This is a genomic window from Bacillus sp. 196mf (assembly GCF_003217275.1).
GTDB lineage: Bacteria > Bacillota > Bacilli > Bacillales > Bacillaceae_G > Bacillus_A > Bacillus_A thuringiensis_S.
In genome coordinates, this window is the sequence record NZ_QJTG01000002.1 from 119,717 (window position 1) to 135,139 (window position 15,423).

A 15,423-nucleotide genomic window follows, 5' to 3' on the forward strand; every position below is an offset into this window, starting at 1 on the left:
TGGAAAATACAACTTTTATGTAATAAAATGGAAAAAAGGTGACGATTTGATTCAAATACAATTAAATAAATTGGAAGAGATAGTAAATGGTGAAGGATTACAAGAATCATTTCATTATATAGAGATGCAAGGCGTCTGTATTGACTCTAAAAAAATTACGAAAGGGAATTTGTTTGTTCCGATTATTAGGGTGAAAGATGGACACGATTATGTAAAAGAAGCGATGGAAAAAGGTGCGGCTGCTTCTTTATGGAAAAAGTCTTACGGTGATCCTCCAAAAGGAATACCGATTATTTTTGTAGATGACACATTACTTGCACTGCAAAAAATAGCGCGATATTACCGAAAGACAAGTAATGTGAAAGTTATCGGAATTACTGGTAGTAATGGAAAGACAATGGTAAAAGATATAATAAGCACGATATTAAGTACAACTTATCGTGTGCATAAAACGAAGGGAAATTTAAATAGTCAAATTGGTTTACCACTAACGATTTTAGAAATGAAACAGGATACAGAGTTTTTAATACTTGAAATGGGAATGAGCGAAACGGGACAAATTCGAAACTTAGCACAAATAGCACAGCCAGATGTAGCGATCATTACAATGATTGGACAGTCACACTTAGAAACGCTTGGATCAAGAGAAGAGATTGCGAAGGCTAAATTTGAAATTGTAGACGGATTAAATGACGGTGGACTGTTCTTATATAATGGTGATGAGCCATTACTTTCTCAAAATATTAATATGCTAGGTATAGAAAGTAAGTCGTTTGGTGGAAAGTATACAAATGATTTGTTTCCAACGAACGTACAATTAGATGAATATGGTGTTCATTTTAAATTAAATCATTCAAAAATACAGTACGATGTTCCCTTACATGGAAAACATAATATTTTTAATACGATTGTCGGAATTGCTGTAGGTCAATTTTACAAAGTCCCTATAGAAAAAATACAAGAAGCATTGCAGCAAATAAACATTACACAAATGCGCTTTCAGTTTTTAACCGCTAAAACAGGTTTTACAATTATTAACGATGCATGGAATGCCAGTCCTTCCTCCATGAAGGTTGCAATTGAAACGTTGCAGAAATTAAATGCCTATAAGAAAAAAATTATAGTGATTGGGGATATGTTGGAGTTAGGCAAGAAAGCTGAAACATATCATAGAGAAATTGGTAAAATGTTAAATGAGGAGAGCATTCAATATGTATTTACGTATGGAGAGTTAGCCGAAATTGTAGCGGAAGAAGCAAGAAAGAACTATCATACAGGAAAAATAAAGTCATTTGATAATAAAGCCAAAATAGCAGAGGAAGTATTGAAAGTTATAACGAAAAAAGATGTTGTTTTACTGAAAGGTTCACGTGGCATGGCTTTAGAGGAGATTGTACAAAAGTGGATGTGAAAAATCAGAATATATTTTAAAAAGGCTTGCATTCTATAAAAAGAAGAGTTAGAATACTCTGTAAATATAAAAAGTGATGATTAGGAAAAGTACATGATGCAAAGGTCTACAGAGAGCAGCCGGTTGCTGGGAAGGTTGCGATACCGCATGATGGAAAGACACCTGTGAGCGTTGCTTTGAACGTGATTGTTAGTAAAAGCAAACGGTACCTACCGTTATCAGGACTAAGATGGTCAGTATGACAATTTGGGTGGTACCGCGGAAAAAAATCCGTCCCTATTTATAGGGGCGGATTTTTGTATTCTTTGAAAGGGGGTGAGTGACCGTGGATGATGACGATGACAACAATAACGTAAATAAATATAAAATTACTGGAGGGAAAAATAATGGATTCAATAATGAAGCGTTCACTCACAAAAGAATGTACAAAGCAAAGTGGAAAGGTTGTATTACTTCAAGGATGGGTAAAAAAAATTCGGCACCTTGGAAATGTTAGTTTTTTATTATTACGGGACAGAACAGGAGTAATTCAATGTGTATTAGAAAATGAATTGGCCGGATATAAAGTTGATGTAGAAAGTGTTGTCCATGTAATCGGTGAGATAGTCGAGACGTCGAAAACGGAATTGGGTGTTGAAGTACTTGCTCATGAAGTGAAAGTAATAAACGGTGCAGAGCCACTTCCATTTGAAATAAATAAAAAGAAGTTACAAGTTGGCTTAGATCAACTACTTAATGAGCGGGTAATATCATTAAGGCATGAGCGAACTGCAGCGATTTTTAAAGTGAAATCTACACTCGTTCAGAGCTTTAGTGAATTTCTAATAGAGAACGATTTCACACGTATATTTACTCCGAAAATTGTTTCACAAGGGGCAGAAGGAGGAGCAAATGTTTTTAAGCTTCCATACTTCCAAAAAGAAGCTTATTTAGCACAATCACCACAGTTCTACAAACAAATGATGGTAGCGGGTGGACTAGAACGAGTTTTTGAAATTGCACCTGTATATAGAGCGGAACATCATAACTCTTCCCGTCATTTGAATGAATATATCTCGTTAGACGTAGAACTTGGATTTATTCATGATTTTTATGAAGTGATGCAACTAGAAACGGATGTTTTACGATATATATTTCAACAAGTAGCGAAAAAATGTGAAATAGAACTACAACTATTACAAATAGAAGTACCTGTTATTACTGAAATACCTAAAATTACATTGTTAGAAGCACAAGAAATTTTGAAAAGTAAGTATCGTAAAGAATCTCCTGTAGGGGATTTAGATACAGAAGGTGAAAAGTTACTAGGGAAATATGTAAAGGAAACATATAATAGTGAATTTGTTTTCATTACACATTATCCGAAAGAAGCGAGACCGATGTATACGATGCAAAATAAAGAGAATCCAGCTATTACTGATTCATTCGACTTATTATATAAAGGGTTAGAAATAACGTCAGGGGCACAGCGAATTCATAATTATGAAATGTTACTCGCTTCGTTTAAAGAAAAAGGATTGCACCCAGAGAAATTTCAATCTTATTTAAATACATTCCGATACGGTTGTCCCCCGCATGGAGGTTTCGGAATTGGGTTAGAAAGGATTGTATATAAACTATTAGAATTAACAAATGTACGAGAGGCGAGTGCTTTTCCGAGAGATTGTACTCGTCTTATACCATAATATCAAAACCCTTCTATGAATATAGAAGGGTTTTGTATATTTAAACATAAGTTAAAGAGAAGAAAAATGTCTTTTTGTGTGAAAATATGTAAATTATATCGAGAACATTTTATAATAAATTGAGAAAAAGAAAATTCATAAGTTATAATGAAATGTGAATATAAAAAAAGTTCATATAATAATGTATGGAAGGGTATGAAACATGTTATATCAAACTCAAGCAACACAACAAACACCAGCTTATATAATCTATCTTCTTGATGTAAGCGCATCAATGAATCAAATGATGGATGTAGAGGGAGAAGAAAAAAGGAGAATTGACATTGTAACAGATGCTCTTTCTTTAGCGATTCGCCAAATGGTATTTCGTTCGACAAAAGGTAGTCGATTGCTTCCAAGATATAAGTTATCTATTTTAGCTTATAGCGATCAAGTTTTTGATCTTTTGGGTGGGGTGAAAACAATAGATGAAGTAGCAAGACTACGTCCACTAGAAAAAATTCAAACGCATCGCTTAACTGATACAGCAAAGGCTTTCTCTGTAGTGGAGAAGTTATTGCAAAAGGAATTACCGAATTTACAAGATGGGCCAGCTCCTGTTGTTTGTCATATGACAGATGGTGCTTCAACTGGCGAAGATCCAGAATTAATTGTGCGAAGAATTATGAATATGTCTGTACCTGATGGAAATGTACTAATTGAAAATATCTTTATTTCGGATGAAATTATGCAAGAACAAATTACTAGTATAAAGAAGTGGGAAGGGATTATGCCACATACAGAAATTACGGATGAATATGGTGCAAAGTTGCAACGACTTTCCTCTCCTATCCCTCAAAGTTATCGTGAGATGATGACTGAGTATGGTTTTCATATTGGGGATGGTGCAGTGATGATGTTTCCAGGTACAAATGCAGATTTAGTATCACTTGGATTTCAAATGTCTGCTGCAACGCCGGTTCGATAGGAGGGAGAAAAATAGTGAAGTATATCCTGTCGCAAGAAAAAGAAACAGTATTACAAGAGAAGAAAGGTGAAAATTTTACATATCGATATAGTTACGTAAGAGCTAAAGAAACGCAAGACTTAAATGAGAGTGGACAAGATTTTCTTATATTTCAAGATAATGGGACTAGTATTACCTTTGCATTATGTGATGGTGTAGGAATGTCTTTTCATGGTGAAATCGCTGCGAAATTTCTTGGTATGAAGTTAGTAAACTTGTTTGATACATGTCAAGAAAGTGGACTGGATATTGCTACATTATTAAATGAACAGTTAAATAATTGGATAGAAGAAGCTTCAGAGGAAGTGAGTGCATTTCGCTTGCCAGAAGAAACACCGTGGTTACTACTTGATGTTTTGGAAGAAAAGCGAACAAAAGGTAGTGAAACGATGTTTATTGGCGGGAAAATAGAACTCATTCCAAATCAAGATAAAGTACAAATAACGATAGTTACACATGGTGATTCATTTGTACAATTGTTTCAAGATAAGGAGAATTGTTCGAATATAATGAAGTTTAATAGAAATATAGAGAAAAGATGGTCTACACAGCGAGGCATTATTGGTGGGGAATTGGCGGTTTTTTCAAAGGCATTATCTAGGCAAGAAGCTAATCGGATAGTTATTCACTCAGACGGACTTGTGCCGCTTATGCAGTATAATTTTGAGGAAGTGTTAAAAGAAATTGAGAGGGCACAGAACTCTCCGACAAGCGATGATATTTCATTTTTAGATGTTTCTTGGTAACAAACATGATGGAGAAAAAGGTGAATAAATGTGGAAGAGATTATTGTGACATACATAAAACAGTCAAATGAAGAAATTGATATTGCAATTCCAAATGACGTAAAAGTGGTGCAAATTATTGAAGCGATTTTACATCATGAAAAAATAGATGAAACATTAAGTGAAATTTACGAAATTAGAGTGACAAAGGATAAAGAAGAGTGGCATTCTATTCGAAATGACGAGACTTTGAGAGATAATGATGTTTGGGATGGACAATATGTAATGCTAAATAAAAAAGGGGCGATTATCCCTTCTTTTGAAATGTTACCGGCAGAAGAAGTTAATAATGAACCTGTTAAACAAGGTATATCTTCTAGTGAAGAAGATTATGTATGGAAAATCATTGAGTAATAGTTTTGAATGGGGAAGGAGAAATGTTTTGTGCAAAAATCACCGTATTTTCAACGCTCTCCGCGTGTGAAAGTAGATATACCAACAGGGGATGTTATTATTCATGATCCGCCAAATATACCAGAAGAACCTAAATTTTCTATTGAAACAATGTTATTACCAGCGATGATGACAATTTTAACATTGATATTGTATTTTGTGATGATGAAATTTATGAAGATGAATGCAAGTTATATGCCACTTATGATGGTTTCGAGTATCCCAATGTTAGGATCGTATGCAATTACAACGATGGGGCATTTCCGTAAAAAGAAAGAACATAGGCAAATGGTGGAGCAGTTACAACAAAGATATTTGGAGCAAATTCAAAAGCATCGAGTGGAGTTAGATACGTTAAAGGTTGAACAAGCGAAATATTTAATAACACAAAATCCAAGTCCACTAAAGAGTGTACAAAGAATTGAAAATCGAGAAAGTAATTTATGGGAGCGAACACCTGAAAGCCCAGACTTTTTAGATATCCGTATTGGAACAGGTGAGAGACCATTTTATGTTGAATTGAAAGTGCCTGAACAGCAAGGTTATGAGGAAAATCCATTAATCACAGAAGCACAAAATGTGAAAAGAGATTTTAATACAATCCCTAATGGGCATATTTCAATATCATTGAAAAAAAATGATGTAATTGGTGTGGTTGGCAATAAAGAAGATCGATTGAACTTCACTCGAATTGTAACGACGCAAATTATGACACATCACGCTCCAAATGAAGTGAAAATAGCAGCCTTCTATCATGAGAAGGAGAAGAAAGAATGGGATTGGATGAGGTGGATTCCTCATGTGTGGGATGAGCAGAGAAGCATGCGTTTTTTATCTGAGAATCAACAAGAAGCGCAGAAATTAGCTGAAGCGTTGTTCACACCACTTAATATGCGTAGAATTTATAATTCCTCTGCACAGGTAGATGCGAAAATACCTTTAATCCCAATGTATGTTTTTTTCTTATCCGCGAGAGAATTTTTAGAAGATGATCCTATACTTCCAATGTTACTTAGAGAAGGGGAAAGTGTCGGAGCATCTACATTTATATTTGCAGAACAGAGAGAACGATTGCCGATGGAATGTGATCTTGTTATTAGCTTAAACGGAGAAAATGGTGAGTTAGTAGAAACATTTTCAAGCTCAGCTGAAAATAGCGGGACAACGCGTGCTAGTTTTAAAGTAGACCGACTTTCATTTGAACGATGCGAATCAGGTGCGCGAAGTATTGCTCCTATTCGAATGAAAAGTTCTACAGCGGCTAACATACCGAAAGTATTAACTTTTTTAGATTTGTTCCAAGTGAAAAAAATGGAAGAGTTACAGGTGCTAGAGAGATGGAATAAAAATCGATATCCGACTTCATTGCCGGTTCCAATAGGTGTAAGAGAAGGAAGTAAACCTGTGTTTCTAAATATTCACGATAAAATTGAGAAGAAAGGACATGGTCCGCATGGTTTAATGGCTGGTACAACAGGTTCAGGGAAAAGTGAAGTGATCCAGTCTATTATAGCAGCGTTAGCGGCTACCTATCATCCTCATGAGATGGCATTTATGCTTATCGATTATAAGGGTGGCGGAATGTCAAACACGTTTGCAGGATTACCACATATTATCGCATCTATTACAAACTTAGAAGATCCGAACTTAATTGAGCGTGCAAGAATATCATTAAAGGCGGAATTAGAGAGAAGACAAAAATTGTTTATTCAGGCTGGAAATGTTCAACATTTAGATGAATATTATGAAACAAGCTGGCGTGAAAAAGAACCTTTGCCACATTTATTTATTGTCATTGATGAGTTTGCTCAAATGAAAAAGGAACAACCAGAATTTATGGACGAACTAATTAGTGTTGCTGCAATAGGAAGGACATTAGGAGTTCACTTATTATTAGCTACACAAAAACCTTCAGGGGTTGTAAATGATAAGATTTGGAGTAACTCACGTTTTCGAATTTGTTTACGTGTACAAGATGACGCCGATAGTCGTGAAATGTTAAAAATTCCAGATGCCTCTAAAATTAATGTACCGGGAAGAGGTTATTTACAGGTTGGAAGTAATGAAATATTGGAATTGTTCCAATCTGCATGGAGTGGAGCACCTTATAATCCAGATGAAGAGAAAGTTCTTGCTGTTGTTGATTTTACAGAAGTTAAGCTTTCGGGTGAAAGAATAAAAGTGAAAAAGCGCCCAAAACCAATGACAAATAGTCCAAAGCAATTACAAGCGTTTATTCACTATATACAGAACGTATCGGAGAAAGAAAATATTAAAGCATTGCCAGGACCGTGGTTGGCACCTTTACCAGAAAAATTATTATTAAAAGAGTTTTATGAAATGGAAAATTGGACTGCTGATGTATGGAATAAGGAGAAAGAAAATTTACAAATTACGGTTGGATTAATTGATGATGTCGGAAATCAAGCGCAGTATCCTTTAAAGCTCGATTTACAAGAAGGCCATTTAAATATATATGGTATGCCAGGAACAGGAAAAACAACGATGTTACAAACGATCATTATGTCTCTAGCAGTATCTCATACACCAGCTGAAGTGAATTTTTATATTATTGATTTTGGACGTATGTTTTTAGATTTTAGAGATTTACCTCATGTAGGCGGGATTGTACAAGAGGACGAATATGAAAAAATGAAACGTTTATTTGGTTTTTTGAAGAAAGAAATTACAGAAAGAAAAGAGAGTTTTTCTAACATCGGTGCAAAGTCATTTTCTATGTATAATCGAATGGTCGGAAAGAAAGTTCCTGCTATTGTTGTAATGGTAGATGGTTATATAAGATTTAAAAATGAATTCGAAAAAGAGAATGAAATATTAGAAATGTTATTACGAGAATCAAGCACATACGGCGTGTACTTCTATTTCTCGCTTAATCAAACTATTGATATGTTTGATCGTGTTCGTAATAATATACCGATGGCAATTACATTTGAATTGCAAGATAGAACTGAATATCATAGTTTAGTTGGTAGACCTAATTTCCCATTAATCGAAGTTCCTGCTGGTCGTGGGTTAATGAAAGGACAACCGCCTGAATTGTTCCAAGCAGCATTGCCGTTTATTGGTGAAAGTGAATTAGAATATTCACAGCAGTTAAAAACGATTATTCAAACAATGAGCAGTGAATGGAATGGTGAAAAAGCAAGAGAGATTCCAATGGTTCCTAAAGAAATATTTGTAGAAGATTTAGTTGAGCAATTAAAACCAGCTCAAATTTCTGCAGGAGTTGAAACAGACGATATTCGTTTACAAAGTTTTTCATTGGACGAAATGAATCATATATTTATCGGTGGAAGAATAGAAGGTGGGAAAACATCATTATTACAAACACTTCTGTTCTCTACTGCTTATCAATATTCTCCGGATGAAGTCGAATTATACTTAGTAGATTTTGGTGAAAGACCTACAGGTATTTTAGCTCTGGGAGATTTGCCTCATGTAGAGAAGAGGTTTACAGATGGTATACAATTAAAAGAAATGTTAGATGATCTGCTAGAAGTAATAAATAATAGAAAAGTAGTTATGCCATCTTTAGATTCAAAAGAAGAAGTGGAAATGCCATATAAGAAAATAATTATTGCAATTGATGATATTGATCAAATGTTAGCGATATTATCTAACGACTTTGATTCGAAAAATAAAATGGAACAAATAGTTCAAAATTGTAAAAATAAAGGGATTCATTTTGTTGTGGCCGCTACAACGTCTAGTGTAAATAGCTATTCTCATGAAAAATGGTTTACAGAAATTAGAAAGAGAAGTTTTGGTTATTTATTAGGTACGACTCAAAATAGTGATGTCTATTTCTTTAATATAAAGCTTCCACATACTGAGATGGATCGAGAATTATCAAGTGGGGATGGATATTGTATACGTAGAAAGCCAATGAAAATAAAATGTGCATATACACCACCACATTTACTTTACAAAATGACAAATAAAATTATTGTGAAATGGTCAGAATTAAAGGTTAAATAATATTAAAAAAGGTTTAAATTACAAGAAAATAGAATTTTTTTGTAATTTACCCCTTTTAAAATTGTTTGAATATAGTTTATAATCTAATTGTTGTATCATTTAAGAATTGAAAGGGGAAATATATACAATGGCAGAAATTAAAATTACACCAGAAGAACTTGAGCGAATTGCTAGTAACTTTACAAACGCAGCTGGGGAAGCTCAAAACCAAATTAATAGACTTGAAGGCGACATTAATAGTTTAGAAGGACAATGGGCTGGGGCAACACAAGCGAAGTTCCGAGGCGAATTTGCTCAATCTAAACAAGCGATGCAACAATACATTCCAATTTTAGAAGGTATTTCATCAGAATTAAAACGTATTTCTGATAAATTCCGTAACACAGATAACGCATATTAATAATAGAACAATTGCAAAAGACCAGGAGCTATTGTTCCTGGTCTTTTCTTTAAAAATTGTCATATGAGAGTAAGGGGATAAAATGGGATTCCGACCAGAAGTAGGAGAAAAAATTATTTTTAATAAAGATGTTTATCGTTTTGAGAAACATCCAGCAGTTATTGGGATTGAAATGCCATATGGGCAAGAGGGAAGACAAGGAACAGTTTATCAATTACAACATGAAAATGGTGTGGAACGAATTGCGTTAAAAGTTTTTAAAGAGCGCTATCGTGATGAAAAACATCAACTAGCATTTTTAAAGCCACTTTCCTCCTTAGCTGGTCTTAAAGTATGCTCACGCTATATCGTTACTACAGAAGAACATACATCTGCTATCGAAAAATCAGAAGATCTTGCTAATAGTATTGTAATGCCTTGGATTAAAGGGCCAACTTGGGCTGATATTTTACAAGAACAACGAGTGTTATCAAAAGAACAATGTTTCTTTATTGCAGAAGCATTTCTTACAACACTTAAAATGATGGAGGAAAATGAGGTTGCTCATAATGATCTATCATCCAGTAATGTACTCATACCTTTTTTAAGTGAAAATCCAATTGAAGGCCAACATTATATTGAACTTGTTGATGTTGAGCAAATGTATGGACCAAAAAGTAAAAGACCTTCATTATTGCCAGCAGGTTCAGCGGGTTATGCACCAGTGTATTTGGAAAATGGGATATGGCAAAAAGAAGCCGACCGTTTTGCTGGCGCCATTTTATTAGGTGAAGTATTAAGTTGGTGTAGTGAGGAAATTCGAAATAACAAATGGACGGATGCCAGTTACTTTAAAACGGAAGAAATGCAGACGGAATGTGAAAGATATACGTTACTTCAGCAAGAATTGCATAATCAATGGAATGGGGAAATCGCACAGTTATTTAATCAAGCATGGAATAGTAACACTTTCGCAGAATGTCCAAGCTTTGCACAATGGTACGATGTATTTCATAGTGCAAGAGAAATAGTAAAAATTGATGCGAAAAGGCAGTCAGAAGAAGAACACTCTCTTTTTGTATCGAAATGTTTGGAAATTGCAAGATTATTAGAAGAGAGAGGATTTAAACAAGCGGCATTATATGAATATAAAACAATTTTTAATTCACTCAATCCATCAACAGCTCTAAAACAAGAACTCGCATATATTATTCAACTACTAGAGAATCAAGAATCTGAAATAAATCAAAAAAAGGTGCTGCAAAGTTATGTGGAACTAGCTACTGAATTGGAGCGAGAAAATAATAAAGAATATGCTTGTTTCGTCTATTCACGAATCGTACAATTTCCAAACATTGATCATGCGTTAAAAAAGGAAATTGAAAGCATTATTAAAGAGATAAAAGAAGAAAAAGAGCCAACAATACCAGAAATAGCAGCTACAATCACAGTTCCAAATAGCATTTTACAGAGCCGTAAACAAACAAAAAAACAAGTTGAATATGATATAGATGATGAAATTTTAAATGCAAAAGCATCGAATCAACCTCTTACATTAACGCATGAACAAAAAGAACCGTCCGCCTTCTCAATTTGGTGGAACAAGAATAAAAAACGGGTTTTGATTATTGGCTCAATTGTAGTAGTTGTTATAGGTGGTTCAACACTATTTTACTTTTATACAACAAATGCTAAATACCAAAAATTTATGGGACAAGCACGCCAAGCCTATCATGATAAAAAATATATAAAAGCAGAAGAAGCTGTTGGTCATGCGATCGCAGTGAAAGGAAAAGATGAAGCTCATCTTCAGCTAGCAACGATTTACATTGCTGAAGGGAAAAATAAAATTGCAATCGACTACCTTACAAAATTAATAAAAGATAGAGAAATAGATAAAGAAAATAATGAAGCGGCATATCTATTAGCTTCAGCGAATTTCCGTATAGGAAAATATCAAGAAGCAGTTCCGAATTTCGAACAAGCATTAGCGAATAATGCAAAAGGAATTGAACCATATAAAAAAGATGCGATGCGAGATTTAGCTGTAAGTCATATGAAAATGAAAGAATTTGAAAAAGCAGAAGATGTTATTGTCAAAATGAGTACGAAAACAAATGAAGATAAGGCAATTGTTTCGTATTTAAAAGGACAACTAGCAACTGCAACTGTGCAATTAGATAAAGCAGAATCTTTCTTTAAAGAAGCCATTATGCAAGATTCAAAGAATGCTATATATGCAATTGAACTTTCGAATTTATATGTACTTTGGAATAAAACAAATTTAATTGATAGTGCAAAAAAAGAAGTGAATTATCAACAAGCATCGCAAGTATTACAAGCTGCAATCCAAAAAGATATGAAAAATATAGAGTTACTAAATCAATTGGGAATTGTATATTATGAAGCTGGTCAATTTTATGAAACACGAGATGGCGGAAAAAGTAATGCATCGTATCAACAAGCGTTAGAGGCTTACAATAGAGTTGTTAACAACGGGACTCGTGACACAAATACGCTTGTGAATATAGGGATTTTATACGACAAAGTGGGACAAGGAAATGAAGCCGAGAAATTTTTCACGGAAGCATATTCACAAAATGATGAAGATCCGCATGTGAATTTTGCATTCGGGATGTTTAAAATTAAACAAAAAAAATATGAAGAAGCGAGTCGTTTCTTAAGAAAAACGGTACAAGCAAATGAAAATGAAACTGAAGTAAGAGCAGCACAAGAAAAACTAACAGAGATGAAAACAAACGGCTGGATTCAATAAAGATGTGAAAAGGGGAAGAAACATGGAAGAAAACAACAACAATCTAGGAAAAAAAGTTGCTATATCAGTAATGTCGGTGGCTTTATTTGGAACGTCAGGATATCTTGTTTATGACAAAGGCTTTAGTACAGCAGGAAGAGAAACGGTAAAACTAGCAAGTAATACAGAAGAGAAAAAAGATGACCGTATTACAGGAAGTAATTTACAGTCTATGTTCCCAAATTTAGTTGCTGATCCTGCAAAAAAAGATGACAAACCTGGAGAAAAACCAAACATTAATTTAGCAGATTTAATCGGAAATAATAAATCACCGATTACACCAGTGACGTATAAGCCAGATGATGTGTCGGTAGAAAAGAAAGATCCACAAATCAAATTATCAGATGCACCAGCGCCACAAAAGCCGGAACTGCCAACTAATATGGGGGGGCCTGTGGTGGAGCCGAGTAAAAATTTACCGGATAGTTTGGTGGATACGGGGAAAACACCAGGTGGTGATAAGGAACTAGAAAAACCAAAACCGGATGGTGATAAAGAGCCGGAAAAACCAAAACCGGATGGTGATAAAGAGCCGGAAAAACCAAAACCAGATGGTGATAAAGAGCCGGAAAAACCAAAACCAGATGGTAATAAAGAACCAGAAAAACCAAAACCGGATGGTGATAAGGAACCAGAAAAACCAAAACCGGATGGTGATAAAGAGCCAGAAAAACCAAAACCGGATGGTGATAAAGAGCCGGAAAAACCAAAACCGGATGGTGATAAAGAGCCAGAAAAACCAAAACCAGATGGTGATAAAGAGCCAGAAAAACCAAAACCACCAGTGCCACACGATCAAATTACAGTATCACCAATAACGGGAGATATTTTAGTTGAGTGGTATGCTGGGAATGGAGAGAGGTATTCATCTGTATTCTTTAATGAGTATTATGGAAAAGGGCAAAATTCTGACACGTTAAATAGTAGGGCTAAATATTCGGAGGAAAATAAAGAGTTAACACTGATATCTCAATTGAATGCATCTTCAAATGCACAGACAGTTGCTGATCATAGATTAACATTGGACAATTTGGGAGAAATTTTAGCTAATAAGGAGAATTATTCGAATCAAAGTGAATTATTTTATTTACGTAACCAAATGAATACACTTAAGGAAAAAGTTACAACCCAACAAGAATTACAAGAGTATTTAAAAGAAAATAAGAAAGAGTATATTCAATCAGTTGCAAAGTTAGTATACGATAAGGCTGTACAAGAGGAGAATGTTTGGTTAAATAACCAAACAGATATAGCTTCTCTAGAACAATCTTTAAGTAAATATTACTTAGTTACTTCGGTGCTTGAAAGCGTGGATCCTAAATTAGTAGAGGCTGCAAATCAACGTGTAGAAAAGATTTTCTATAAACTATTACAAGAAGAATTAAAAAATATTAACATCGAAGCACCAGTAGTGACATCTAAAAATGATACAAAAGAAAACGTAAGTCCAGAAAAAGAAACTGTAACTAGCAGTAATGGAGGACAAGTGGTTGTTAAAGAAGATAATACGAATAAAACTGGGGCGTCAGAAATAGCTAGTGAGAAAGAGCAAAAAGATCAATTAATTGAAGCTAATAAAAACAACAAAGAAAATACGAAAGAAGTAAATCATAAAGAAACAAATAGCAATGATACAGATGGTCAAATGAAACCAGAAAAACCAGAAAAACCAGAAAAACCAGAAAAACCGGAAAAACCAAATCCGATCAATCAAGCGATTGAGAAAATTGAAACATATTTAACCCCTGAAAGTCTAAACTATGAAAATGCTTTACTATTAGCAAATCAATGGATTGATGTCGCAAAAGATCAACAAAAAGAAAAATTAAATCAGCAATTTAGTATAGCTGTAGATGGACTTAGGGGACAGATGAAAGACCCAAAATTTTCAGTGGAAGATGCTTTAAAGAAAGCAAACCTATTAGCAAGTACGGCAAGGGTAGAACAATCTGTTCGAGATGAAGCAAATAAAATGTTAATGCCACTTATGTTTGAAAGAAAAGCAAATGAGGCTGCAAATAAAGGAGAATATTATACAGCTGTATTGAATATTGCTAATGCAATTCGTACAAAGCATCCATTAGAGCGTTCAAGAGAAGAAATGGTGAATTATGCAAATAAACTATGGGAAAAAACAGAAGTCGAATGGGAGCAAATCAATGGAACACCAGATTGGCAAGAAAAGGCTGAGAAAACTGTACTTCCATCGTATACATTATTGGCACAGTTGAAAGATATCGATAAAACAATTGAAAAAATCGTTGGTATGAGTGTTATTGACAATGCGTCGAAAAAGAGGGAGGGAATCCAACTAATAGAAGTAGCAAATACAAAAGCGAATCAGAACGGAAAGCTTTACGAAGCTTTACACTATTATGGACAAGCTTCCTATCGTGGGGTTAATGATAAAAAAGGATTTTCGGATGTCGCAAATCGCGTATTAAAAGAAGGGGAAAAAATTGAAAAGAGTAATTACCTATCAGCTTTAGAAATCTATCAAATTCTTTATAAAACACCGGGGATTGAAATGACTGGAGTGAAAGATAAAGCAAAAGTTGCCATTGAATATTTAAGTACATTTGATGCTGCTAATAAAAAGGCTACTCGTATAAACACTATTGAAGATTTAGCGTCAGTAGTTGAGCTAACTCATCAAGCCATGAACTTAGGATATCAGCAGGCACCTGCAAAAGAATTTATGAAAGTTGTCTCTGAAAAAATGTTACAAACAGGTAAAGGGTATTTAGACAAAAATGAAAACAATAATGCATATAAATGTTTTGAGTTTTTAACTCGACCACAATATGCAACAACGATTGTTGGAGAAGTGCGCCAAAAAGCAATGGAGAACTTAGACAAAATAAAAGAAATGGACACAAAAAAATAAATAGATAATGAATTCGCCATCTTATTCCAAGTAAGATGGCGAAATTATTCCAAATAGGAGTGA

At 34.4% G+C, this 15,423-nt stretch carries 9 protein-coding genes and 1 other annotated feature; all 9 genes read left to right on the plus strand.

The window, feature by feature from the left end:
• Window positions 1–46: 46 nt before the first annotated feature.
• The 9 genes from ATL10_RS04875 to ATL10_RS04920 all read left to right on the plus strand — a co-directional run bounded on the left by ATL10_RS04875 (window position 47) and on the right by ATL10_RS04920 (window position 15,360).
• Window positions 47–1,411: a UDP-N-acetylmuramoyl-tripeptide--D-alanyl-D-alanine ligase gene (locus ATL10_RS04875; protein WP_098629189.1), complete on the plus strand. Its 1,365-nt coding sequence runs from the start codon at window positions 47–49 to the stop codon at window positions 1,409–1,411.
• Window positions 1,412–1,478: 67 nt separating this feature from the next.
• Window positions 1,479–1,692, plus strand: a binding site (T-box leader).
• A gap of 105 nt (window positions 1,693–1,797) precedes the next feature.
• A complete protein-coding gene (gene aspS / locus ATL10_RS04885; RefSeq protein WP_000377342.1) occupies window positions 1,798–3,096 on the plus strand; it encodes an aspartate--tRNA(Asn) ligase in 1,299 nt (432 codons plus the stop codon).
• 202 nt (window positions 3,097–3,298) lie between these two features.
• Window positions 3,299–4,063, plus strand: coding sequence for a vWA domain-containing protein (locus tag ATL10_RS04890; protein ID WP_000966848.1), 765 nt, complete (start codon window positions 3,299–3,301; stop codon window positions 4,061–4,063).
• Between the two features lie 11 nt (window positions 4,064–4,074).
• Window positions 4,075–4,848, plus strand: a complete 774-nt coding sequence (locus ATL10_RS04895; protein WP_098835433.1) for a hypothetical protein — start codon at window positions 4,075–4,077, stop codon at window positions 4,846–4,848.
• Between the two features lie 30 nt (window positions 4,849–4,878).
• The gene (locus ATL10_RS04900; RefSeq protein ID WP_098508789.1) at window positions 4,879–5,241 is read left to right on the plus strand and encodes an EsaB/YukD family protein; all 363 of its coding nucleotides are present in this window, start codon (window positions 4,879–4,881) and stop codon (window positions 5,239–5,241) included.
• Window positions 5,242–5,271: 30 nt separating this feature from the next.
• A complete protein-coding gene (essC, locus tag ATL10_RS04905) occupies window positions 5,272–9,279 on the plus strand; it encodes a type VII secretion protein EssC (protein WP_142327658.1) in 4,008 nt (1,335 codons plus the stop codon).
• Between the two features lie 127 nt (window positions 9,280–9,406).
• Window positions 9,407–9,679: a WXG100 family type VII secretion target gene (locus ATL10_RS04910; RefSeq protein WP_053564631.1), complete on the plus strand. Its 273-nt coding sequence runs from the start codon at window positions 9,407–9,409 to the stop codon at window positions 9,677–9,679.
• An 82-nt stretch (window positions 9,680–9,761) separates the two neighbouring features.
• A complete protein-coding gene (locus ATL10_RS04915) occupies window positions 9,762–12,434 on the plus strand; it encodes a tetratricopeptide repeat protein (protein WP_097911840.1) in 2,673 nt (890 codons plus the stop codon).
• Window positions 12,435–12,456: 22 nt separating this feature from the next.
• Window positions 12,457–15,360 (plus strand): hypothetical protein, encoded by a 2,904-nt coding sequence (locus ATL10_RS04920; RefSeq protein ID WP_110496531.1) that lies wholly within the window; start codon window positions 12,457–12,459, stop codon window positions 15,358–15,360.
• The last annotated feature ends 63 nt before the right edge of the window (window positions 15,361–15,423 follow it).